23 protein-coding genes are annotated in these 22,191 nt (G+C 45.1%); 7 read left to right on the top strand and 16 right to left on the bottom strand.

Translation table 11 applies throughout. From position 1 onward, the window contains the following. Positions 1-96 precede the first annotated feature (96 nt). From T497_RS0100830 to T497_RS0100805, 6 genes are all read left to right on the top strand, one after another. Positions 97-1,140: a leucine-rich repeat protein gene (locus T497_RS0100830; RefSeq protein WP_028513978.1), complete on the top strand. Its 1,044-nt coding sequence runs from the start codon at positions 97-99 to the stop codon at positions 1,138-1,140. 21 nt (positions 1,141-1,161) lie between these two features. Then, complete coding sequence (locus T497_RS0100825) at positions 1,162-2,505, top strand: protein kinase domain-containing protein (protein ID WP_028513977.1); 1,344 nt, start codon at positions 1,162-1,164, stop codon at positions 2,503-2,505. Positions 2,506-2,548: 43 nt separating this feature from the next. Next, positions 2,549-3,418: a vWA domain-containing protein gene (locus T497_RS0100820; protein WP_028513976.1), complete on the top strand. Its 870-nt coding sequence runs from the start codon at positions 2,549-2,551 to the stop codon at positions 3,416-3,418. 33 nt (positions 3,419-3,451) lie between these two features. After that, positions 3,452-4,357 carry a PP2C family serine/threonine-protein phosphatase gene (locus tag T497_RS0100815; RefSeq protein WP_196243002.1) on the top strand — a complete coding sequence of 302 codons (906 nt, stop codon included), beginning with the start codon at positions 3,452-3,454 and terminating at the stop codon, positions 4,355-4,357. 66 nt (positions 4,358-4,423) lie between these two features. Beyond that, the gene (locus T497_RS18430) at positions 4,424-5,566 is read left to right on the top strand and encodes a proline-rich domain-containing protein (RefSeq protein WP_051530406.1); all 1,143 of its coding nucleotides are present in this window, start codon (positions 4,424-4,426) and stop codon (positions 5,564-5,566) included. Positions 5,567-5,747: 181 nt separating this feature from the next. Beyond that, positions 5,748-6,287, top strand: coding sequence for a hypothetical protein (locus tag T497_RS0100805; protein ID WP_028513974.1), 540 nt, complete (start codon positions 5,748-5,750; stop codon positions 6,285-6,287). Between the two features lie 488 nt (positions 6,288-6,775). Here T497_RS0100805 and T497_RS0100800 read toward each other — a convergent pair whose 3' ends face one another. The 14 genes from T497_RS0100800 to T497_RS0100725 form a co-directional block, all read right to left on the bottom strand. Continuing rightward, a complete protein-coding gene (locus T497_RS0100800; RefSeq protein WP_028513973.1) occupies positions 6,776-7,696 on the bottom strand; it encodes a glycosyltransferase family 2 protein in 921 nt (306 codons plus the stop codon). 248 nt (positions 7,697-7,944) lie between these two features. Further along, complete coding sequence (locus tag T497_RS15395; RefSeq protein WP_051530404.1) at positions 7,945-9,459, bottom strand: DUF4153 domain-containing protein; 1,515 nt, start codon at positions 9,457-9,459, stop codon at positions 7,945-7,947. Between the two features lie 69 nt (positions 9,460-9,528). Then, a complete protein-coding gene (locus tag T497_RS0100790; RefSeq protein ID WP_028513972.1) occupies positions 9,529-9,957 on the bottom strand; it encodes a hypothetical protein in 429 nt (142 codons plus the stop codon). A 1-nt stretch (position 9,958) separates the two neighbouring features. After that, entirely contained in the window at positions 9,959-10,255 is a 297-nt protein-coding gene (locus tag T497_RS0100785; protein ID WP_028513971.1) for a hypothetical protein, read from the bottom strand. A 109-nt stretch (positions 10,256-10,364) separates the two neighbouring features. After that, entirely contained in the window at positions 10,365-10,571 is a 207-nt protein-coding gene (locus tag T497_RS0100780; RefSeq protein ID WP_028513970.1) for a helix-turn-helix domain-containing protein, read from the bottom strand. Positions 10,572-10,585: 14 nt separating this feature from the next. After that, positions 10,586-11,053 carry a DUF2975 domain-containing protein gene (locus tag T497_RS0100775; RefSeq protein ID WP_028513969.1) on the bottom strand — a complete coding sequence of 156 codons (468 nt, stop codon included), beginning with the start codon at positions 11,051-11,053 and terminating at the stop codon, positions 10,586-10,588. A 519-nt stretch (positions 11,054-11,572) separates the two neighbouring features. After that, the gene (locus T497_RS15390; protein WP_051530402.1) at positions 11,573-12,763 is read right to left on the bottom strand and encodes a glycoside hydrolase family 5 protein; all 1,191 of its coding nucleotides are present in this window, start codon (positions 12,761-12,763) and stop codon (positions 11,573-11,575) included. Between the two features lie 250 nt (positions 12,764-13,013). Next, positions 13,014-13,760, bottom strand: coding sequence for an exodeoxyribonuclease III (locus tag T497_RS0100760; protein WP_028513967.1), 747 nt, complete (start codon positions 13,758-13,760; stop codon positions 13,014-13,016). A gap of 99 nt (positions 13,761-13,859) precedes the next feature. Further along, a complete protein-coding gene (locus T497_RS0100755) occupies positions 13,860-15,656 on the bottom strand; it encodes a hypothetical protein (RefSeq protein WP_028513966.1) in 1,797 nt (598 codons plus the stop codon). Next, positions 15,646-16,140: an RNA polymerase sigma factor gene (locus tag T497_RS0100750; protein WP_028513965.1), complete on the bottom strand. Its 495-nt coding sequence runs from the start codon at positions 16,138-16,140 to the stop codon at positions 15,646-15,648. Before T497_RS0100750 ends, T497_RS0100755 begins: the two co-directional genes overlap by 11 nt. A gap of 391 nt (positions 16,141-16,531) precedes the next feature. Then, positions 16,532-16,855: a thioredoxin gene (gene trxA, locus T497_RS0100745; RefSeq protein ID WP_028513964.1), complete on the bottom strand. Its 324-nt coding sequence runs from the start codon at positions 16,853-16,855 to the stop codon at positions 16,532-16,534. Positions 16,856-16,873: 18 nt separating this feature from the next. Beyond that, positions 16,874-17,956: a GNAT family N-acetyltransferase gene (locus T497_RS18710; protein WP_242839950.1), complete on the bottom strand. Its 1,083-nt coding sequence runs from the start codon at positions 17,954-17,956 to the stop codon at positions 16,874-16,876. Positions 17,957-18,075: 119 nt separating this feature from the next. Continuing rightward, on the bottom strand, positions 18,076-18,279 hold the full coding sequence (locus T497_RS0100730; RefSeq protein WP_037324133.1) for a ferredoxin-thioredoxin reductase catalytic domain-containing protein: 204 nt from the start codon (positions 18,277-18,279) through the stop codon (positions 18,076-18,078). 21 nt (positions 18,280-18,300) lie between these two features. Beyond that, a complete protein-coding gene (locus T497_RS0100725; protein ID WP_028513962.1) occupies positions 18,301-19,458 on the bottom strand; it encodes an FprA family A-type flavoprotein in 1,158 nt (385 codons plus the stop codon). 304 nt (positions 19,459-19,762) lie between these two features. Between T497_RS0100725 and T497_RS17875 the strand changes: the two genes are divergently transcribed. Continuing rightward, positions 19,763-19,870, top strand: a complete 108-nt coding sequence (locus tag T497_RS17875; RefSeq protein ID WP_080693253.1) for a DUF3789 domain-containing protein — start codon at positions 19,763-19,765, stop codon at positions 19,868-19,870. A gap of 150 nt (positions 19,871-20,020) precedes the next feature. Here T497_RS17875 and serS read toward each other — a convergent pair whose 3' ends face one another. Both serS and T497_RS0100710 read right to left on the bottom strand, forming a co-directional pair. Then, positions 20,021-21,313 (bottom strand): serine--tRNA ligase, encoded by a 1,293-nt coding sequence (gene serS, locus T497_RS0100715; protein ID WP_028513961.1) that lies wholly within the window; start codon positions 21,311-21,313, stop codon positions 20,021-20,023. 11 nt (positions 21,314-21,324) lie between these two features. After that, positions 21,325-22,185: a ParB/RepB/Spo0J family partition protein gene (locus tag T497_RS0100710; RefSeq protein WP_028513960.1), complete on the bottom strand. Its 861-nt coding sequence runs from the start codon at positions 22,183-22,185 to the stop codon at positions 21,325-21,327. Between the last annotated feature and the right edge of the window lie 6 nt (positions 22,186-22,191).

The raw sequence follows: 22,191 nt of genomic DNA, 5'->3' as shown, positions 1-22,191 counted from the left end.
CATTAAAATAGAAAAGTGTTATACTAAACGTGATAACAATATAAATACGCATATTTAACTTTGCGCTGCTATATTTTTAAGTCAGGAGGAGAGATCATGCAATGCGAGAAATGCAACGCACCACTTGACCCTAAGCTTTCTGCCTGCCCGCAGTGCGGTGCTCCTGTACCGCAGAACATCGAGGGCTTTGAAAACACTATGGAGTTTCAGCATGAGCTTAGAGCGATCGTTGTAAACGACGGCGCCAGAGCCGTTGCCAATAAAGACAGATTCATAGGTCTTCTCAGCGATCATATCCCCGATTACGATAAGGAACGCCGCTTACTTATTAATATGTATAACATGGGTGTGCTCAAGATCCTTCTCGAGGATAAGAACCACGAGATCGCTGTTATGAAAGCTAAAAGCTTTATGCTCGGCGACCTTTTCCTTGCGGAGAATGCCTCCGAATTTGTTGTCGCCTGCTTTACATATCTTCTTGGCTGGCCTTACGAATCTCACCTTAAAGTTCTCCCTGAAAGCGAGGACGACAGCGATAAGAAGACCGAGGAGGTTAAAAAGCGGCCTGTCGATATCAACGAAATGGTATTTATGCCGCGTAACGCTCTGAGATACAGACTCAGCGGAAATATTACCATTCCCGACGGCTATACAAAGCTTGAAGCTTTCTGCTTCGATAAGTTCGGTTCGCTCAGAACTATCCAGCTTCCCTCTACGCTCCTTGCTATCGGAGAATATGCTTTCTCCTCATGTAAGCGTCTGAGAGGTCTGGAGCTGCCCGAAGGTCTGAGAATAATAAAGCAGGGCGCATTCAGCCAGTGCTCAAATCTGGTAGTTGTAAAGATACCTGACGGTGTTCTTGAAATAGAGGACAGTACTTTCTCATTCTGTACAAGCCTCGAGGTCATCGAGATACCGCCAAGCGTAAGCAGTATAGGCGCAGAAGCATTCTCGGGCTGCGATAAGCTCAGAAAGCTCTTCTTACCCGAAAGCATCAAGTTCATCGACGCAAATGCTTTCTCATACTGCCCCAACCTTGTTATCTACTGCATAGAAAATTCATACGTTCATAAATACTGTTTAGCCACTGGAATAAGGTTCAACCTCGTGACCTCGGCTGAAGAATATGAGCTTGACTAATAAAAGAAAGGATGAGATCATATGATAGAGCTTGAAATAGGTCAAGAGGTCGAAATGGAATTCGGCGGCAAAGCCAAGGTGCTCAGCGTTATCGGCAGCGGTGGTCAGGGTATTGTTTACCTCGTCCGCTTCAACGGTCAGAAATGGGCGCTCAAATGGTACGACATCAATAAGATGAGCAAGCCAGCCGCTTTCCGTAAGAACCTCCAGAACAATATAAATGACGGTCCGCCCAGCAACAAGTTCCTCTGGCCAAAGTACCTCACCAAGGAAGCAGAGGACGGTACATTCGGATATATCATGGAGCTCAAGCCCGAGGGCTTTGATTCTTTCGTTGATATCCTCAATACCTATAAGCTGGAGATCGATCCGCTGACAGGACGCGGAGTTAAGCGCCCTGTAAAATTCAACACACTCAGCGCTATGGTGACCTGCGTCATCAATATCGTAAACGCTTTCCGACAGCTCCACCGTGCAGGTAAGAGCTATCAGGACCTTAACGACGGAGGCTTCTTTATTAATGTTAATACAGGTGCCGTTCTCGTCTGCGACTGTGATAACATCGCCCCTGACGGAAGCAACTTCGGTATCGGCGGTAAGCCGGGCTACATGGCGCCCGAGGTCGTAAGAGGCATAGCTCAGCCTAATGTCCAGACCGATAAGTATTCTCTCGCAGTAGTGCTCTTCAAGCTTCTCTTCAGAGGCGATCCTATGGAGGGCGAAAAGGTAGTCCGCGACGTCTGCCTTACAGAATCCTCTGAGCTCAAGCACTACGGTCAGAACGCAGTTTTCGTGTACGATCCCGATGACGACTCTAACCGTCCCGTAAGAGGTATCCACGACAACATCATCAAATTCTGGAGAATCTATCCCGATTATATAAAAGACGCCTTTATCCGTTCATTCACCACAGGCGTCAGTGATCCTACAAAGCGTATCATCGAGAACGAATGGCAGAAGCTGTTCATACGCCTTAGATCAGAGATCATACAGTGCGGCTGCGGAAGAACAAACTTCAGCTCAATGTTTATTCATCAGAATGAAAAGACATTCAAGTGCCCGAAGTGCGGAATGGAATTCGTGACTATCGGATTCAGCAACCGCGATTACCGCACACCCCTTTATCTTGGCTGCAAATTCTATACCTGCGAGATACTCCCCGAATCCGACGACTTTACAGCCGTTGCAGGCGAGCTTGTTGAGAATAAGCTCAAGCAGGGCGTTCTCGGTATAAAGAATTGCTCCGACAGACAATGGAAGGCTAAGATGCCCGACGGAAAGTTCTATGACATAGCTCCCGGTAAGGGATTCCCTGTTTGGCAGGGGCTTGAAATCGATTTTGGCGAAGTAAAAGCACAGATCTAATCTGCTTAGCCAAAGCAGTAATACTGAAAGGATGTATTAAATTATGAGCAATGAACGTGTTACAGAACCCGAGGTAAACGCAAACGCTAATCCTCTGGATGATTTCGATACAAAAGAAACTGTATCTACAGCTCCCGAGTCCGATAACAGCATTCTCGATTTTGACGACGATCCCCTCAGCGCTACAAGCGTTTCCAAAAAAAGCCTTGTAATATTCTTCCTTATCGATACATCAGGAAGTATGAAGGGAAAGAAAATGGGCGAGCTCAATACCGTTATGGAAGAGCTTATCCCCGAGATACGCAGAGTCGGCGAAGCTGATACAGAAGTAAAGGTAGCTGTCCTCACTTTCTCTACAGAGGTAAGATGGATGTACTCCAATCCTATCCCGATAGAGGACTTTGAGTGGGCAAGACTCCGTGCAAGCGGCGTTACCAGCATGGGCGCAGCTTTCAAGGAGCTCAACCACAGAATGTCAAGAAACAGCTTCCTCAATTCACCTTCACTTTCTTTCGCTCCCGTTATCTTCCTCATGACTGACGGTTATCCGTCTGACGACTATAAGGAAGGTCTCAGAGAGCTCCAGACCAACAGCTGGTATAAATTCGGACTTAAAGCCGCTCTCGGTATAGGTCAGGAAGCTAACGATAATATCCTCGCTGAGTTCACAGGCTCAAAGGATACCGTTGTTCACGCATATTCAGGCGGACAGCTGGCTCAGATGATCAAGATCATCGCCGTTACATCGTCACAGATAGGCAGTAAGAGTATGACTCTCTCTGACGATACAGGTCATGAGATCGGCGAAGAGGACGTTTTCGCTGCAAAGCAGAAGCTCCTCGGTCAGCAGATCCAGGAGCTGGTAAGCACCCAGACAGACGGAGACGACGTGCCCTTCGATACAGGCTGGTAATATTTCAAAACTTCTGAGGAGGACTGAAAAATTATGTTCAACGGCTTCAGCCATTCGGTCATGGGCGCAAGTCATGAAAAGACCAATCTCGTTTGCCAGGACAGCTCTGCTTTCAAGGTGGGCGATCACTACGCTATAGCTGTAGTTGCTGACGGACACGGAAGCAAAAAGCATTTCAGAAGCCATATGGGCTCTAAATTCGCTGTTGAAGCTGCTATAGAGGCTATCGACAGATTCTATGAGGACCGCGAGGCTTTTGAGAAAAATCTTCCCGTCAATCATAAGCTCATCATTAAAAATATCGAAAAGCAGATAATCTCTAACTGGAATATGAAGATCGATAAGCATCTTGCTGAAAATCCCGTTACCGATGAGGAGAAAAGCAAATTTACTCCCGAGGAATTCGAGGCTATTCTGCCTGAGTCTTACTACGGCTCTACACTCGTTGCCGCCGTTGCAGGAGATGATTATACATTCGGCGTACAGATCGGCGACGGAAGCCTCGTAGCTATCTTCGATGACTGTAAGGCTGTTATGCCAATGGAATATAACGAATCTGCTCCTGCCAATGTTACCGCTTCTGTGTGCAACTCAAATGCTGCAGGTATGTTCAGCAGCTTCTATGCACCAAAGAAAAAGCTTATAGCTCTTTACGGCTCTACCGACGGACTCTATACGTCCTTCGGCAGCGAGTACGATTTTCTCGATTACCATACTATAATCACAAGCCAGCTGGCTAATCTCGATACCTTCAAGGAGGTCATCAAGAATAATCTGGCTAAACGTTCACGTTTCGGTACAGAGGACGATATATCCCTCTCTTGTATCTATAACGAGGAACTGCTCAACGCAAAGCTCGACGTTCTGAAAAAGAAGGTCGAAGAGAATAAACAGGCAGCTGCTGACCGTAAGGCAGCTCTGCTGAATAAAAAAGTATGACATAAGCCTTGATCTTCATAAACGCATAGGCAGCGTTTAATAAATATAAGAAAAGTGGTGTTTTTTATGGAAATAGGTTCTTTCTACAACACAGCTAAGAATTTTGCGGAAACTCTAAAGGAAAAAAGACCTGAGCTGGTGAATTATGACGCTAATCTCTGCCTCATAATCGCTGATTCGGACGATATCTATTCGGGAGTGTCCACTGTATCCATAAACGAGGGCACAGTTGAAGAGGTTCCCGCTGAAAAGATCGCAGTTATGTCCATTATCGCTGCAAAGCACGTTATTGCAAAGCAAATGATCGTCATCTCTCTTGACGACTACAGTTATTTCAAACCTGATGAAGAGGCTCTTTCTCTTCTCGTAAATTCAAGCGTTGATAACAGCAGCTGTAAGGTAGTTCTTTCTCCCGATGAGGAAGTTATCGCTACTACTATAGTTCCTGCCGACGCAGCTCCTGATTTCCTCAGCGGCTACGACGAGTCGGAATTAGGCGCTCCTGCTGATTTTGCAAGCGGTATCGACGTCGATGACGCTAACCCGTTCAATAAAGAAACCAATAATCAGGACGCAGCTAATTCCCTCTATGAGAATACTGAGGCAGCTCAGCAGCAGGGCGCAAGCGGTTTCCCCAATGTTTACGGACAGCAGGGTTATCCTCAGCAGCAGGGCTACCCGCAGCAGGGCGGATTCCCTCAGCAGGGTTATCCACAGCAGGGCGGATTCCCTCAGCAGGGTTATCCACAGCAGGGCGGATTCCCTCAGCAGGGCTACCCACAGCAGGGAGGTTTCCCTCAGCAGGGTTACCCACAGCAGGGCGGCTATCCTGCACACGGCGGTTATCCTCAGCAGGGCGGCTATCCTCAGCCAAATGCCTATAATAACGGTATGCCCAACAGTATGTATCAGCAGAATATGAACGCTGCTCCTTACAGACAGGGTTATGCAGGTCCTTCCGTTCACGGCGGAAATATGAGAAGCGTTTATCAGCAGCCCCAGAGTCAGAGCGTAAGCGTTACTCTCACCTCAAAGTCAAACGGCGAGAGCGCTTATAAAAAGAGACTCAGCAATTTCCTTGACGATGATGATACGGAATCAACAGGTGCAGCAGGCGGCGACGGTATGTCCAAGGAAGATATGCTCAAGCAGGCTAAGGACAGAAAGAAAGTCGCAAAGGCTAACTTAAACTTTAAGAAAAAAATGTGAGTTTGACCAATATTGACATATTATTTTTATAAAGGTTTAGGTATTGCTTTTTTTGTTCACATATGTTATAATTATTTTATCTCAAAAAGATAAACTTTTTCCGAAAAATCAAATCTTACGACATTTTCTGCGTGTACTCGCAGTGTCGATATATTAATCCGCGTTAAGGAAAGGGATTGCTATGAATTATTTGCTTAATATTGATGAAGCGATAGATCGAAAGTTCCTTGTGACCAAGGCAATGAGAGGTCAGGCTGACATCGGCACTATTATCCACGTAATGGACGCCGAGCAGCAGGGACAGGCTGTAATAGTCTACTACCGCGTCACAAGATATAACGAAAAATTCCACGATTATCAGGATTATACGGCAAAGTTTGAGAATCTTGCCGCATTCTGCAAATGGGCTCAGCCCGATAACTTTATCGCTCGTAATTATGAGTGTTTCAGTATCAGAGATATTCAGCACTACATCAAGGTAAAGAACAGAAGCTTTGCTTCATTCTGCTTACCTATCATACTTGTAGCTGCAATAATCATCTGGGTAGCATTGGCACTTCTGATGTTCAAGACTAATCTTATAGTCGGCGTCGTAATTGGTGCTGTACTTACTCTGCTGGTCATCGTACTGGCATTCTCACTGCTGAAAATGCAGAAGAAAAAGGAAAAAATGCGATTGTACCGTAAGGTCAGCGCAGGCTGGGGCGTAGTATTTGAATAAGCTCCGCGTCTGACGCAATATGCTTCATCACCAGAAACGTTACAACGCGCTTTCCCTTTAAACTAAAAATAAATGCCCTTTGAGGAAACTCAGAGGGCATTTTTATATTTATAAATAAAAAATGCCGCCGCAGGCGACACAACATCTGAATATTTTTTATCTACCACAGCCTGAACCTGAAATGCCCCATGAAATCACAGGGAATAAATACAGATAAGAGATTTTTATAATCCATACCCAATTCCTCTTCTGATATTACATTTCATTTGTTCAGACTATGGCTGTAATTATTTTACTACTGTATCGTATATAAGTCAAGTCCTTTTTTGCGTTTCATAGTGAAAACATCGTCACAACGAAAAAACTCCGCTTGCGCGGAGTTTTAGGGAGAAATAAACCCGAAAGAGGAGGATCGGGCTTGTATTTTTATGAACTGTGCTCCGAATACAGGGAAGGGAACGGATCACAGCCCATGAAGCCTGCAATTTTTATCTTGCACCCATTTCAAGATGCTTATAGGTATCAAGCCAGATATTTCTGCTTGTATCGTATTTGCTCTCAGGATCAAAATAGCTTGTGAACTCCGAGAGCTTATTGAGAAAGCTGTCGTTGTACTTCTTCAGCATTGAATCAAGGTTGTTTTTCCAGTCGCTGAAACGCCTGCTGTCGTATCTCTCCTTCTCATAGAGGTGGAATACTGCAACCTGCGGATTATACACGATATCCACGTTATTCTTCATCATGCGGTAGCCGAACTCCCAGTCATCGACTTCCTCGCCGCGGTAGCTCTCTTCAAAGCCGCCCCAGCGCCTTATGCACTCCATAGGGATAGAGAGATTAGAGGTCTTGGTGAATATCATCTTATACTTGACCTTATCGAAGTCATAGCTGTATGGCTCAAGCATTTCAAGGCGGATATCCTTGATATAGTAATAGTTCTTCTGCTTGTTCAGACCGTATCTCTCGGGCTCTGTGAGCCAGTAGCGGATACCGTTTCCGATAAGCTCCTTTATCTCATAGTAAAATCTGTCGTTTTCCTCAAAGACCTGCTTTGTGAGACCGAACTGCATAACAGGCTTTCCAGCCTGCTTGTAGCCGTTGTAATGTCCCGAAACGAAGTTTTCGGCGGCTATCTCGTCGCCGTCAAGAAAGATGACCAGCTCACCCTCTGCCTTTTCAAGTCCGATATTCTTAGCCTGACCTGCTCTGCTGTCAGGCGCATTAAGACAGAGCGTTTTTACCTTTGTGCCGTGCTCACTTATATATTTTTCGAGCTCGTTATTATTACCGCAGTTTACGAATATGAGCTCATATTCGCTTCCGTCAAAATCCTGCTTCTCCAGTGAATCAAATAATCGGATAGTTCTGTCTGACTGATCTGAATATGGGATAATAATACTGCATTTCATGTTTTTTCTGAATTCTCCTTTTGGAATTCCCCTTTATAAGCGATATCCTGCTTCGAAGTGCTTAGCGGAGCATTTTCTCTCTTCTGATAGTATTATACATCAACTATAGGTTATATTTCAAGAAAAAATCGCATTTCGTATTATTTTTCTATGTATAGCATATATCCATACCTCGTTTCTTACAATCTTTATGTCAATAATACACATATAAGGCGACAAAAAAGGACGCACAGCGTCCCTTTTCGTCATTATTCTGTTTTAATGTCTACTAAAAGTGCAGGAATATTGTAACTGCCGAAATCGTCGCGCTGATAGAGCTTTTTCTTATGGTCGTTTACCTCCTCGGCAGTTACCTCTCCCTCGTCAAGAGCAACAAGGAGTGCGTCGTCTGACATTTCCAGTATTGCGTGTATGTCAAGCTCGTCAAGATATCCCGAGTTGTACATCTTGATGTTGTATCTTGCGATAATAGCTTCGGTGCGTGAGAAACAGAGGATAGCAAACATAATAGTGAACATTATTGAGAAGTGCTTTGCAAACTGCATATCGAACTTGAACTGCTTGATTATCACCATTACAAAGGTCAGTGCAAGAAGCACCATGAACCAGCTTGTGTAAAGTCTCAGCTTTGTGAGTCCGTAATTGTCAATGTACATCACCATTTTGCTCATGGCTGTAGCTATGAGTATTATTGTGAATACGCTGATGATAATGCTGTAGAATTTGAGAGCTTTTGTCTTTTCCCTGCCTGCTTTCTTGGAGAAAAGGCTCATAAAGCAGAGCACACCGAGATTTATGAGAGCTACTGCAAAGAGCTCGAAGAAGCCCTGCCTTGCATAGTCGGCATAGGTATAGCCGTCGGGGAGATTGCCTGCAAATGCGGATAGGAAGTAGCTCGCCTGCGAGATGAAAAACAGCACATAGAGTATGCATATGGGAGTTACGGCTGTGTATACGATGAGGTTGCTTATAAAGCGCATATTGTACATAGACTGCTTGCAGCGGTTCTCGTCAAGAGTAGCAAGTCCGTTGAGATGAGTATTTGTGTAGAACATACCGAAGAGATACAGTGAACATGGTATAGCCAAGCCGAGCTGTAAAATGATGTTCCAGAGCTCCTCGCGGAATACCCTGTCAAATATATTCGTGAGCATACGCTCCATGCCGTCATCTGCTGACATGAGCAGAGCCGCTACTACAGCTGTCAGGGGAACTGTGATAAGAAGTCCGATAACGATATATTTTGCATTTGAGCCAGCCTTTGAGCTTGAAAGAGAATCCGAAGTTATAGTAGCCTGCTTCTCAAAATTAGAGAAGGGATACTCGAATATAGCCTTGCAGAGAGCAAAGGGCAGGAAGCGCTCAACGGTCTTGTTGTCAGCGCCTACTGAGTATACCAGATACGCGCCTGCTCCGAAAAGGAATATCGCGTCAAGAGACTTGATGAAGTTATTGGCGGTTATGGAGAAAACTATGGTAAACAGATAGAGAACTCCCGTCAGCACCTTGTTGAACCTTGAAAATTTGCATTCTTTTTTTCTCAGGTAGATTATTGCCGCGGTAATAATAGCGATGTAAAGTCCCGTTGTGATAAAGCCCATGGCGTGAAACACAACGTATCTCACAAAACAGAACGCCGCTATAAATACGAATACCGAAAGAACTACCTCAGCCTTGGAGTATACAGGCTTTTCCTTGACCTTCGGCGTCACGGGCTGGGGTACATAGGGAGTCTGCGCTCCGTTGTAAATGTTGTTGTTCATGATCTTTTACTCCTTTTTTATTTTCTAAAAGCCATTTTAAGCGGATATGGCACTGACAGTAATATTTTTTTACTCCCAATGATGTAATGCTATCAGATAGCCTCCTTTTTCAAGCTCTGTTATCTTCATATCCGTACGGTAATTTACATACTTATAAATTATTTCGCCGTCTCTGCGGCTTTCATCAAGTTTAAGAGCGGCATTTACATTTTCTGCAATGAATCTCTCATAATCATCTGTTTCAAGCTCAAGTCTCTGATCTATCGCAATTAGTATACTTTCATCTGAATATCGTTTCAGTTTAACATTATCATCGACGGTTATATCAAATATCCTCTCCATGAGTGCAGTTCTTTCGGCATTAAAATGCGTATAATGTTTGTCAAAGTATTCCTTTACTAAACAGACTGCTACTATTATCAATATCAGAGAAAGCAGTAGCAGCAATTCCCGAACGATACGCCTAAGCTCATTTTTAAGTTCCTCGCTTTCCTTCATATCAGACACCTGCTATAAGGAAAAAGTCGATACCGTACAGCATAAGCAATGCCTGCGCTGTTCTGTATAATGCCATTATCCTGTCTACGGACTTTGGATTGGTCTCGTCCTTGTAGTACAGCCGCCTGAAGCCTATGGGTATCAGGGCTGTGACAAATGCGACGACTCCCGCGATATTGAGCCATTCACTGCCCCCTGCACACAGCACAGTGCATATGAGGAAATTGAACACGCACAGAGCAATATCTATGCCGTATGTGTATTTGAGTTCACGCTTAACAGTCATTGCCTTTTTCATAACAGCACCACCTTTACTTATTATAAATATATGCATAATAGGTTATAAGCTTGCCACGGTACGGCAGAAGCTCCTTCTGCTCCACCATATCCGTTATTTTCGTCTTTGCTTAATCACGTTTGAATTCAAGTATATCTCCCGGCTGGCAGTCAAGCTCGTCGCATATCCTCTCCAGAGTCGAGAAGCGGACCGCCTTTGCCTTGCCCGTTTTCAGTATGGAAAGATTGGCGGTAGTGATACCCACCTTTTCTGCAAGGTCCTGAGAGGATATCTTTCGCTTTGCCATCATTACATCAAGATTTACTACGATTGGCATGAAAAACACCCCCATTATATCGTAAAGTCGTTTTCCGACTTTATTTCTACTGCCTTTTCAAATACATTTTTGAGGACTCTCATTATCAATCCGAACATTACTGCGCACATACCGAAGAATGCGAATATAGTGCTCCACAGACCGAATGCCATGAGAACTGCTCCCACGCCCATGCATATCCACGATATCCACCTGAGACAGGAGGTGTTCTGCGGTATGAATACGTCGTCCCTGCTGATGTTTCTCAGGAGCACATGGAGCTTCCACAGTGCTAAGAGTGCCAGTCCGTCGCAGAGATACAAGGTCACACACATGGGAATGAACATGGTATCACGGGAGAAAATGCTCTCGGCTTCAAAAGCCATTTCGTATCTGTACCAGTCAGCGATAGTCGGGATAAAGAATGCTACGAAAACAGCCGTAAAAGCCGCCACGACAGTCAGTATCCGCGATAAAAACAGTGATTTATCCTTGTTCCACATAAGCACGAGCTCCTTTTTATAAAAATTGCAATTTCCGAAACTTTTTTCTTACTGTGACTATAGTATATCACATAAAATATCATTTGTCAATAGAAAATTATCGTTTTTCAATAATTTTTTTCTGTTTCTCATGGAGGCACAAAAAAGCTCCCGATTTCCCGTGATACTCATATAGAAGCTTATATTTAATTATGGGGGAAACCTTTCTGAGGAAAGGTTCCTCTGACGGAGGCGCGCCCCTCTGTCCTGCGGACATCTCCCCGCACTGCGGGGAGTCACCCCCATACCCCCTTCCAAAGACTTTTATCTGGTTTTTTCGCAGATAGGGCGCTTCATAAATAAAAAAGCCCTGCAAAATGCAGGAGCGCCCTATCTGAGAAAAAACAAAACGAAAGTTTTAGGGAGAGAGTTTGAGAGAAGCCCCTTTTTCAAAAGGGGTTCTCTCAATAATAAGCATAAAACTTCTTTATAAATACTACGGGTAATCGGGAGCTTTTTACGGGACGCCGTCCCCTGTATTTATACAGTATATCTGTGTATCAGGGCTTCTCGTCCTGACATGGGATCCTTGTTCTTGACGCCGCAGACTATAGCCTCGATAAGCTCGGGCTGCGTCTGTGTAAGAGTCCTGCGGTCAAAAAGTCCGAAGCCGTGCTTGCCGTTGTAGCCGTTGTCCCAGTATACGGGAGTTATACCGTTCTGCGCCGCTGTACCTGCTACAAAGCCGTCGTAGTATGCGCGGTTCTCGGCTATCCTGTCGGGAAACTCATTATGAGTCCTGTCTATACAGCCGAACTCGCCCATAACAACGGGTATGCCCTTGTCTATGTACTTTCTCTTGAGCAGAGAGAACTGAGCCTTGATGTGCTCCTCGTCGCCCCAGTCAGCCATATTGCAGGGATCAGCGTGACTGAGCTTTATTATTTCCTGTCCCTTTTCGCCCCAGAGGTATACCTTTTTCTTGTCGTCGCCGCAGTAGTCCCACGGATCATAGCAGTGGACGGACAGAATGAGCCTGTTCTCGTCGGCAGTATTGCTGCTGTCGTCGGGAAGTCGGAAGCCGTAGCCTCCGCAGGTATAGCTTATATCCGTGTTCCAGCCTGCAACCAGCAGCCAGCGGTGAGTATTGTTGCCACCTGTGCTGCGGACAGTATTCACGAATATCTGCGCGTAGTCGTTGATATTCTCGTAGTATTCGGGTACGGGCTCGTGGTATACGCCGTCAAAGACCTCGTTCATGTTCTCGAAGATGAGGTGCTCGTCGTAATCAGCGAAACGCTGGGCTATCTGCCGCCACACTGCCGCATACTTTTCTTTGATAAATTTTTGATTTTCACCGTCGCAAAGAAGCCAGCTGCCATTGATAGTATGGTAGCCGTCGCCGTGGATATTGATAATAACAAAAAGTCCCCTGTTGTAGCAGTAATCCACTACCTCGACAATGCGCTCCAGCCATTCTGTGTCTATTTTGAAGCCGTTGCTGTCGTCAATTTTGTTAAGATAGGAAATAGGTATGCGCACTGTACCGAAGCCTGCGTCCGCAACAGCGTTTACCATTTCCTGTGAAGCTTTCGGGTTGCCCCAGACTGTCTCGTTAGGCTCTCCGTCGAAGTTGGCTTCGAGAGTGTTTCCGTAATTCCAGCCTGCTCCCATTTTTTCAGCAATATCCGCAGCTGAGACCTTGTAATCCCCATGATATATCTTTCTCATATATAGGTCTCCTCTACTATAATGTTATAATGATTATAACATAAAAAAACGCCCCATTTCAACTGAAATAGGCACAAATGAGATTATATGCAATAAAAAAGCGGCTTTTTTGACCATGGCACTCCGGACGACCTATGGTCGCCCGGAAGTTATCAGTGATTAGTGAATAGTGAGTAGAAAAAGCAGAGTTGTAGCTGCTTCTATAACTCTCAATTCTCAACTCTCAACTTTTAAGCGCAACCGTCTGCGCTTATTCTATAGTCAGCATTACAGGGCAATGGTCGCTGCCCATTACGTCTGTCAGTATCTCGGAGTCCTTAACGCGCTCCATAAGGCGCTCCGACACCACGAAATAGTCTATACGCCAGCCTGCGTTCTTCTCGCGAGCCTTGAAGCGGTAAGACCACCACGAATAAGTAACAGTCTCGGGGTAAAGTCTGCGGAATGTATCCGCAAAGCCTGCGCCGAGAAGCTCCGTGAACTTGCCGCGCTCCTCGTCGGAGAAGCCTGCGTTGCCGCGGTTGGTCTTGGGATTTTTCAGGTCTATCTCGTTATGAGCTACATTGAGGTCGCCACAGTAGATAACGGGCTTTTTCTTGTCAAGCTCCGAAAGATAAGCCCTCATGTCGTCCTCGAACTCCATGCGGTAGTCGATACGCTTGAGACCGTCCTGCGCATTGGGAACATAACAGCACACGAAGTAGAAGTCCTCATACTCGCAGGTGATGACGCGCCCCTCGTCGAGGTGAGTTCCGTTGATGCCGTAGGTCACGTTTATGGGCTCGGTCTTGCTGAAAACAGCCGTTCCCGAGTAGCCCTTCTTTATAGCGCTGTGAAAATATATGTGGTAGCCCTCGGGCGTGAAGTCCGCCTGGTCGGGCTGCATTTTTGTTTCCTGTAAGCAGAATATATCAGCGTCCGCAGCCTTGAAGAAGTCCTCAAAGCCCTTTTGCAGACAAGCTCGAAAGCCGTTGACGTTCCATGATATGAGCTTCATTGTTATACCTCCGAAAAAAATTTCTCCGCAGCCATACCGACTGCGGAGACTTTCTTATATTATATCATAGAATTATGAAAAGAGCAACACTTGCGGCGCTTATTCGCTCTTTATTTCAATGTATCTGTCGCATATCTCGCAGAGCTTCTCAATATCGCTTTCGTCTTTCAGCTTGTATGCACACATAGGTGTTCTGCCGTTTTGTGGGTAGATATAGCCGTTTCTGCTTATAAGAGCTCCTGCAACGTAGAAGTTTTGGTAGATACCCTTTTCATCTTTTTTGCAGGTCACCCATTTAAGTTCTGTAAGCTCTTTTTTCAGGCTGTCAATATCAGTTACGGTACATTTTGTATCTCCTGTGAACTGTCCGCTGTCAACGCGGAACTTGGCTTCTCCCCCGCTATAATCCTCACGAAATGCATCAAGTATCTCTCTGCTTGAAGCGACTTTTCCATAATCATCGAGTACTATATGCGTGTCAAGGATGCTTCTGAACAATTCAAGATCACTTTCGTTTTTAAGCTTGATAACAGCATTATATTTACTGCCGCTATCAGGATATATATAACCGTTTCGGCTTATTTTAACTCCTGCAACATAGTTGTAGTAGTCATTGAACTCCTCATTTTCATCTCTTGAGCCTATGGATACCACCCATTCAAGATCAGAGAGCTCATTTTTAAGACCGTCAACGTCATTTACGATACATTTCCTGTTTTCTGTGATCTGTCCGTTGAAGAAGCTATACAGAACAGAACCATCGGTATAATTATCATCAAACATATCAAGCACATATTGCTTTGAAAGGGTAACATTATCAAATTCAGTAATTGCGGAGAGATGCTTTTTTAGAACAGCTCTGAATGCTTCAAGATCGCTGTCGTTTTTCAGTTTGTAATTATTCTCCATATCGTCAATGTATATCTGCATATAGCCGTCTACATTAATTGTAAAGCCCAGATAATAGTGATCAACATCACCTGACGGTATACCTGCTCTTTCCCATTCAAACTCCCAGAGCTCGTCCTTGAAGCCGGTACGGGCTTTGACAATACACTCTATGGACTTGTTTGAGTTTGCGGGATAGTAATATGCTTTGCCGTCGTTATAGTTGTCAAAGCCTTTTTGGAGAGCAGTCATCATTTCTGTCTTTGAAACGTTGTTGAACTGCTCAACTGTTTCCCCGTCTGTATACATCTCCAGAATATCATTGAACACCTTTTCTCCGTCGGTAAAACAATGATATGTGGTTCTGTTGTATTCATTATCTGTCATTGTATAACAGCCATTATTATAAAGCGTAAAATTATAGCTTGCTTCATCGTAAAGGCTTATCCTATTTATTGTCTCGTCGTTAGCTGCCTGCTCGAGCTTAGCCGCAAACTCTTCATCGCACTTTTTTTCGTAGAAATCTATGGTTATGCTTCTTCCGGTCTCATCGAAATCCTCCGCATCTATCATATTATCTGTATCGAACTTATCCATGTAGCTTATGAACGGTTCAATATCCAGTCCGCTGCTGTGGAGTTTTACTTCTGAATCCTGCTTAAAAACCAAGTCACCGTGATACAGCTCCTTATTTGCTTTCAGCCTGCTGTATATGGAAGCATATTGTACTGCTTCTGATATATCTGAACTTTCTTTTGTTGTTTTATTGACATTTGCAAGGTGATATGCTCCGCCGCCCACAGCTCCGCATACAAGCACGAATGCCGCTGCAAGGGCTGCTGCTCTGCCGAAACGGTGCTTTGCCGTGATAACGTCAGTACCGCTTACGCTGTCCGCATATTCTGTTGTCTCAACGGGAGCTGATGTGAGCTTCTGCTGCATACGGCTGCGGAAATCATCTGTACACTTTATCTTTTTAAGAAGGTCGTTATAATCATTAGGTCTCATATACATAGCCCTCCTTTTCAAGCTCTGTTTTCAGTTTCTTTCTTCCGCGCTGCAAAAGCGAGCTGACCGTATTTTCATTCTTTCCCAGAAGCGATGCTATCTCCTTTACGGTGTACTCCTCAAAATAATAGAGGAATATCACCGATGAATACTTTTCGGGGAGCTTTGCTATCATCTCTCTTATCTCGTTGTCTCTCGGCGTAAACTCGCAGCTCAGAGTACTTGCAAGAGCTTCGTCAAGGGGAGAATTTTTCATCATACGGGCGCTTTTTCTCAGGTTTTTGCAGCGGTTTATGGCTGAACGAAGCAGCCATGCTTTCATGTGTTCATCGGACTCAAAATCCTGCGGTCTTGCATGGAGCGCCAGAAAGACCTCCTGTGTTATGTCCTCTGCCTCGGTATAATTTCCCGTCATGGCAAAGGCGGTCCGCAGAACTGTGTCACCGAATTTATTGAATGCATACAGCGCTGAATTATCATTCATGGTATTCCTCCTTTCCGTCGGAAGCGTCGCTTCAATAATATATACAATTTAAAAACGGATTTCCGTGCAATTTACGCAAAAATATCATTAACCTATGAATGGGATTCCAAAGGGACTGTGTTCCTTTGGCGGAGTCCAGAGGCAGCGCCTCTGGCGGGTTTGGGCAGAGCCCAAGAAACGAAGGCGCCCCGCAAGGGTGAATTCCAAAAACAGTCCAGTGGACTGTTTTTGGAAGAGGGACGCCCTGCAAGAGAGGGCGTCCCTTAAATGGGCTGTCGAGGACGCCAGCCCCTACAAATATTTTGTGGGCATAATACGCACTGACGGGCGCACACTGTGCGCCCCTACAAATAAAGCTCACCAACTCTCATTGGTGAGCTTTGCTTACATATTACTTTACATTCTCGAACAATGCTAAGATATCCTCTTCGCCGCGCATTCCTACTGCCTGATTTACTATCTGTCCGTCCTTTAATACCACAAGCAGTGGTATGCTGTCAACTCTGAATGCCGAAGCAAGCTCGGGCTGCTCGTCAACGTTGACCTTGCCGACCTTTATCCTGTCTGCATACTTGTCGGCTACCAACTCGACTATAGGTCCCATTTTCATGCACGGTGAGCACCACATTGCCCAGAAATCAAGAAGCACGGGTGTGTCCTTGTATAAAAGCACTTCTCTCTGGAAGTTTTCCTTTGTGATAACTACTTCTCTCATGTTTTTACCTCCTGTTTATTAAAGTTCCTTTGCGTAAAGGCGGTCTGTCCCGCCGCCGTAATTGATTATGTCATGGATATATTCATATCCGTACTTCTCATAAAGTCCTGTATATTCCGTGGGTATATAGCTCCTTGTGAAGCCAAGCTCCCTCGCGTATCTGTTGGCGAAGTCTATGAGCTGTCCGCTGATACGGTGTCCCCTTGCGCTCTCCGTGACGAAGATACAGGATATCCACGGGTATATATCAGGCAAAGGGTAATAGTCCGTTTTCATTATGGAAGCCATACCAACTATTTTTCCGTCCTGAACCGCGGCAAACATACACTCCCAGTCTGTGAACTCCCACGACCTGAGCATATCAGCGATGTGCTCCTTTACCTCATGCCATGAGCATTCCTCAACGAATTGTAGGAGCTCCTGAGCAAGCGGAGTGTCTCTGCCAACCCTGACTATATCCACAAAGCCGAAATGCTTTTCCGCAAGTGCAACAGTTTCTTCTTTAGTTTTTCCGCTTTTACGGTCAATATAGAAGTAACCGCTGTTCTTTATACTGTTTATGCGCTCTTTGCTCAGTGAACAAAGAACTTCATTGCAGACCGACTTTGCTTTTCCAACATCAGAGGCACTGTTAATGAAGTCTCTGAAATCCGTATGGTCTTTGCGGTCACAGTAAGCGTTTACAATATCGGATGTATCATTTATTAGGAATATCACCCTTGACGGCTCTGTTATCTTCACAGCTTCCTCCGGAGTCAGGTGACAGTCGCATATCACCTTTTTATCCTGCGAAAGTCTTATAAGGTCGAGCAGTACAAAATCAAGCTGTTCCCTTGTATTGTTTATCAGCCATTTTTTATACTCATCTGCAGTACGTCCGAAGAACTCATCTGCGCTTCCGAAACGCCTGCTCATATCAGGCTGATGTTCACTGTCGCAAATCTGCTGATGAGCGGCAAAAGCTTCGTCGATATCATATACGCAGATACCGTATCTTTTGCCAAGCTCCCGTGAAACAGTGGTCTTGCCGCCGCAGGGCGTTCCCGAGATAAAATATACGTTTTTAAGATACTCTTTTACAACATTATCCTGAAATATCATAACAATATCTCCTTAATAAAATAGTTTCAGTTTTATTATGAGAAGCATGAAACTATTTATCAAGTTTCATGCTGTTATGAATTTCTTAATCTGAATAACCCGTTCATGGTCATTTCTCCTTAATCTTCCAGTGATTTATAATACAGCATACAATGACAGAAGCCCTCAAAATTCGGATCTGCTATCTGGTCGCGGAACTCCTTGCACATACACTTGTTTTCGGGAGTTTTTGCAAGTCTGCACGGACAGTAGCCGTCCTTCATTTTAAGTCCCTCTTTTATTCTGTCAACTACTTCTTTGTCGGGATTGAGCGTAATTTTCATAATCAGTCCCCCTTTGAACTTTTATTTTATCAGCTCGTCTGCAAGAGCCTCTATCTGCTCTATATTTGCAGCCTTAACAGCTGACTTTATTGATACTGTTGTGTCTGTCCATGTGATGTTCTTTGACTTCTCGAACATGGACTTTATAACCTTAGCAGCAGTAGCTGCCCAGCTTCCGTTCTCGATGATACCAATAGTACGGTTCTGGTAGTTTCTCTCGGTAAGGTCGAGAATGAAGTGCTTCATGAACGGGAATATATCTGCGTTATATGTCGTTGTAGCAATAACAAGCTTTCCGTAGCGGAATGCGTCCTCAACGGACTCAGCCATATCCTCTCTTGCAAGGTCTGCGATAGCAACCTTAGGGCAGCCCTTTGCTTCGAGCTTTTCCTTGAGAAGCTCAGCAGCCTTCTTGGTATTGCCGTAAACTGATGTGTAAGCGATAAATATGCCCTCGGACTCAACACCGTAGCTTGACCATGTGTTGTAAAGTCCAAGATAGTAGCCGAGATTCTCCTTGAGAACAGGTCCGTGGAGAGGGCAGATAGTCTGGATATCAAGTGCAGCAGCCTTTTTCAGAACGCCCTGCACCTGCATACCGTACTTGCCTACGATACCGAAGTAATAGCGGCGAGCTTCGCAAGCCCAGTCCTCCTCAACATCGAGAGCGCCGAACTTTCCGAATGCGTCAGCCGAGAACAGCACCTTGTCTGTGCTGTCGTATGTGAACATTACCTCAGGCCAATGAACCATTGGTGCGAACACGAATGAAAGCTCGTGCTTGCCGAGAGAGAGCTTCTCCCCTTCCTTGACTTCGAGCTTGTTTGCGATTGCAAGTCCCTCGAAGAAATTGTCTATCATACCGAATGTCTTGGAGTTTCCTACGATAGCAGCCTCCGGATACTTTTCAATAAAGTGCTTGAGGTTTGCGGAGTGGTCGGGCTCCATGTGCTGAACGATAAGATAATCAGGCTTGCGGTCACCGAGGACTTCAGCCATATTGCCGAGCCACTGGTCTGTGAAATTGCCGTCAACTGTATCAAAAACAGCAATCTTGTCGTCAACTATCATATATGAATTATAAGCCATGCCGTTTGGCACGTCGTACTGTCCCTCAAAGAGGTCAAGCTCATGGTCGTTTACTCCGATATAGTAAATGTCATTGGTTATTTTATTCATTGGTAATACCTCTTTTCAATTATTTACGGATATTCCGTATTACTTATTAAGTATAACATAAATAAGCATTATTGAATAGTGGCATTTGCAACAAATTTAAAGTTTTTTCTTTTATTATGCCGCACAAAACAAATAATATTCCTGCGCAAATTTGATTAGAGCGAATTATTCTGCGCATAATAATATCAGAAAAGCTATTCAAATAAAGACGTAAAATAATGATTAACTTTCTCATTGGAAGCCTATTTGGCGGGCGGAGTGCCTCCGCTCCCGTCATATACTATTCATGTAAAGGAGTAATTTTATGTTAAGTTTTCTATTCGGCAGTATGTTTGGTGGAACTATGGGCGTAATAACAATGTGCCTCTGTACAGCGGCAAAGTGGGGCGACGAACATATTGACAGCCGTTAGCAATTAGTTGTAGGGGGCGATGTAGGCATCGCCCCCTACTATTCTATATATATTTAACGGGCGGATAATATCCGCCCCTACATTGGTTCAATATCATTTATAATGCAATAAGGGCGGCATAAAGCCGCCCTACTACTTTCTATTTTCTACTCACTTCTTCTCAGGTACCTTGATGATATCCTTGCGCATATAAGGCTGGAGTGCCTTTGGTATACGGATAGAACCGTCCTCGTTGAGGTTGTTCTCGAGGAATGCGATGAGCATTCTCGGAGGTGCTACAACTGTGTTATTCAGTGTGTGTGCAAAGTACTTGCTGCCGTCAGCAGCCTTTACTCTGATACCAAGACGTCTTGCCTGTGCGTCGCCGAGATTAGAACAGCTACCAACCTCGAAGTACTTCTTCTGACGAGGTGACCATGCCTCAACGTCGATAGACTTTACCTTCAGGTCTGCAAGGTCTCCCGAGCAACATTCAAGTGTACGTACAGGTATATCAAGTGTGCGGAAGAACTCAACTGTATAGCTGTAGAGCTTGTGGAACCAGTCCATAGACTCCTCGGGCTTACATACAACGACCATTTCCTGCTTCTCGAACTGGTGGATACGGTATACGCCGCGCTCCTCGATACCGTGAGCGCCTACCTCCTTACGGAAGCATGGAGAATAGCTTGTGAGAGTCTTTGGAAGCTCCTCCTCGGGAACGATAGTGTCGATGAACTTACCTATCATAGAGTGCTCGGAAGTACCGATGAGGTAAAGATCCTCGCCCTCGATCTTGTACATCATGCCCTCCATTTCAGCGAAGCTCATAACGCCAGTAACGACGTTGCTTCTTATCATGAACGGAGGAATGTAGTATGTGAAGCCCTTGTCTATCATAAAGTCTCTTGCGTAAGAGAGTATGCAGCTCTGGAGCTGTGCAATGTCTCCGCAGAGATAGTAGAAACCGTTGCCGCTTGTCTTACGTGCGCTGTCGATGTCGATACCGTTGAGCTTTTCCATGATATCAACATGGTAAGGAACCTCAAATGCAGGAACAGCAGGCTCACCGAATCTCTCGACCTCAACGTTCTCGGAATCGTCCTTGCCTATCGGTACTGTCTCGTCGATGATATTTGGGATAACGAGCATTATCTCGCGGATATCAGCTTCGAGCTTTACTTCCAGCTGCTCCTTCTCCTCGAGCTCCTTGCCCATTGCAGAGACCTCAGCCTTTACCTTTTCAGCCTCGTCCTTCTGACCGTTCTTCATGAGACCGCCGATCTCTTTGCTCTTTACGTTACGTGTATTTCTCAGATTGTCGCAGGCGAGCTTAGTCTCTCTGTACTGCTTGTCCAGCTCGATGACCTTGTCAACGAGAGGGAGCTTGTCGTCCTGAAACTTCTTCTTGATGTTTTCCTTTACCAGCTCAGGGTTGGTTCTTATAAGCTTAATATCTATCATATTTATTCTCCTTAGTCCTCTTTTGCAAGCTTTTCTGCCAAAGCTGCGAGGTCATTTTTATCATAAAATTCAAGTATCAGTGCGCCCTTGTTCTTGCCGTAGTCTACCTTGACCTTTCTGCCGAGGCGTTCATTGAGCGAGAGCTCCATTTCCTTGAAATAATTGTCAATTTTTTTATTTGAAGCACTTGCAGCTGCTTCATCGCTGTGCTCTGCGGACTTCTGTGCAGCCTTTTCAACCTGACGTACTGTAAGTCCGCCGTCAGCCGCTCTCAGAGCCGTTGCAATAAGCATTTCCTCGTCCTCAAAGCCAAGGAGCGCTCTTGCATGACCTGATGAGATATCGCCGTTTTCAAGCATTTTCAGCACTCTCTCGGGCAGTGAGAGAAGTCTCACCGCATTTGCTACAGCAGAACGTGAACGTCCCACCATTTTTGCGACCTTTTCCTGAGTCATGCCGTACTTATCTATGAGCTCCGCATAGCCTGCCGCTTCTTCAACAGGATTGAGGTTCTCACGCTGAAGGTTCTCGATAATAGCTATCTGCATGGTCTCCAGATCGGAGAGCTCGCGGATATTTACGGGAACTTCGTCAAGCCCTGCCATTCTTGCCGCACGCCATCTTCTCTCGCCTGCTACTATCTGGTAGCCGCCTGTGCTGATAGGACGGACAAGTATTGGCTGGAGCATTCCGTGCTCGCGGATAGAATCCGCAAGAGCAGTTATAGCCTCATCGCTGAACGCCTTACGGGGCTGGTCGCGATTGGGCTCTATTTCAGATATGCGCAGTGTTTTCTTGACCTGTATCTCATTGGTATTGTCAATGAAAAGCGAATCAAGTCCGCCGCCTGCGCCTAAACCGCCTTTTGCCATATGTTA

It is taken from the genome of Ruminococcus flavefaciens MA2007 (genome assembly GCF_000621845.1).
GTDB classification, from domain to species: Bacteria; Bacillota; Clostridia; order Oscillospirales; family Ruminococcaceae; genus Ruminococcus; species Ruminococcus flavefaciens_E.
Note: the sequence above shows the minus strand (reverse complement) of the source record. Positions and strands in the feature narration are given on the sequence as shown.

What these genes read in the sequence shown, in the direction of transcription:
- T497_RS0100830 (WP_028513978.1), top strand. Translation starts at nt 97, where the DNA reads ATGCAATGCGAGAAATGCAACGCACCACTTGACCCTAAGCTTTCTGCC.
- T497_RS0100825 (WP_028513977.1), top strand. Translation starts at nt 1,162, where the DNA reads ATGATAGAGCTTGAAATAGGTCAAGAGGTCGAAATGGAATTCGGCGGC.
- T497_RS0100820 (WP_028513976.1), top strand. Translation starts at nt 2,549, where the DNA reads ATGAGCAATGAACGTGTTACAGAACCCGAGGTAAACGCAAACGCTAAT.
- T497_RS0100815 (WP_196243002.1), top strand. Translation starts at nt 3,452, where the DNA reads ATGTTCAACGGCTTCAGCCATTCGGTCATGGGCGCAAGTCATGAAAAG.
- T497_RS18430 (WP_051530406.1), top strand. Translation starts at nt 4,424, where the DNA reads ATGGAAATAGGTTCTTTCTACAACACAGCTAAGAATTTTGCGGAAACT.
- T497_RS0100805 (WP_028513974.1), top strand. Translation starts at nt 5,748, where the DNA reads ATGAATTATTTGCTTAATATTGATGAAGCGATAGATCGAAAGTTCCTT.
- T497_RS0100800 (WP_028513973.1), bottom strand. Translation starts at nt 7,696, where the DNA reads ATGAAATGCAGTATTATTATCCCATATTCAGATCAGTCAGACAGAACT.
- T497_RS15395 (WP_051530404.1), bottom strand. Translation starts at nt 9,459, where the DNA reads ATGAACAACAACATTTACAACGGAGCGCAGACTCCCTATGTACCCCAG.
- T497_RS0100790 (WP_028513972.1), bottom strand. Translation starts at nt 9,957, where the DNA reads ATGAAGGAAAGCGAGGAACTTAAAAATGAGCTTAGGCGTATCGTTCGG.
- T497_RS0100785 (WP_028513971.1), bottom strand. Translation starts at nt 10,255, where the DNA reads ATGAAAAAGGCAATGACTGTTAAGCGTGAACTCAAATACACATACGGC.
- T497_RS0100780 (WP_028513970.1), bottom strand. Translation starts at nt 10,571, where the DNA reads ATGCCAATCGTAGTAAATCTTGATGTAATGATGGCAAAGCGAAAGATA.
- T497_RS0100775 (WP_028513969.1), bottom strand. Translation starts at nt 11,053, where the DNA reads ATGTGGAACAAGGATAAATCACTGTTTTTATCGCGGATACTGACTGTC.
- T497_RS15390 (WP_051530402.1), bottom strand. Translation starts at nt 12,763, where the DNA reads ATGAGAAAGATATATCATGGGGATTACAAGGTCTCAGCTGCGGATATT.
- T497_RS0100760 (WP_028513967.1), bottom strand. Translation starts at nt 13,760, where the DNA reads ATGAAGCTCATATCATGGAACGTCAACGGCTTTCGAGCTTGTCTGCAA.
- T497_RS0100755 (WP_028513966.1), bottom strand. Translation starts at nt 15,656, where the DNA reads ATGAGACCTAATGATTATAACGACCTTCTTAAAAAGATAAAGTGTACA.
- T497_RS0100750 (WP_028513965.1), bottom strand. Translation starts at nt 16,140, where the DNA reads ATGAATGATAATTCAGCGCTGTATGCATTCAATAAATTCGGTGACACA.
- trxA (WP_028513964.1), bottom strand. Translation starts at nt 16,855, where the DNA reads ATGAGAGAAGTAGTTATCACAAAGGAAAACTTCCAGAGAGAAGTGCTT.
- T497_RS18710 (WP_242839950.1), bottom strand. Translation starts at nt 17,956, where the DNA reads ATGATATTTCAGGATAATGTTGTAAAAGAGTATCTTAAAAACGTATAT.
- T497_RS0100730 (WP_037324133.1), bottom strand. Translation starts at nt 18,279, where the DNA reads ATGAAAATTACGCTCAATCCCGACAAAGAAGTAGTTGACAGAATAAAA.
- T497_RS0100725 (WP_028513962.1), bottom strand. Translation starts at nt 19,458, where the DNA reads ATGAATAAAATAACCAATGACATTTACTATATCGGAGTAAACGACCAT.
- T497_RS17875 (WP_080693253.1), top strand. Translation starts at nt 19,763, where the DNA reads ATGTTAAGTTTTCTATTCGGCAGTATGTTTGGTGGAACTATGGGCGTA.
- serS (WP_028513961.1), bottom strand. Translation starts at nt 21,313, where the DNA reads ATGATAGATATTAAGCTTATAAGAACCAACCCTGAGCTGGTAAAGGAA.
- T497_RS0100710 (WP_028513960.1), bottom strand. Translation starts at nt 22,185, where the DNA reads ATGGCAAAAGGCGGTTTAGGCGCAGGCGGCGGACTTGATTCGCTTTTC.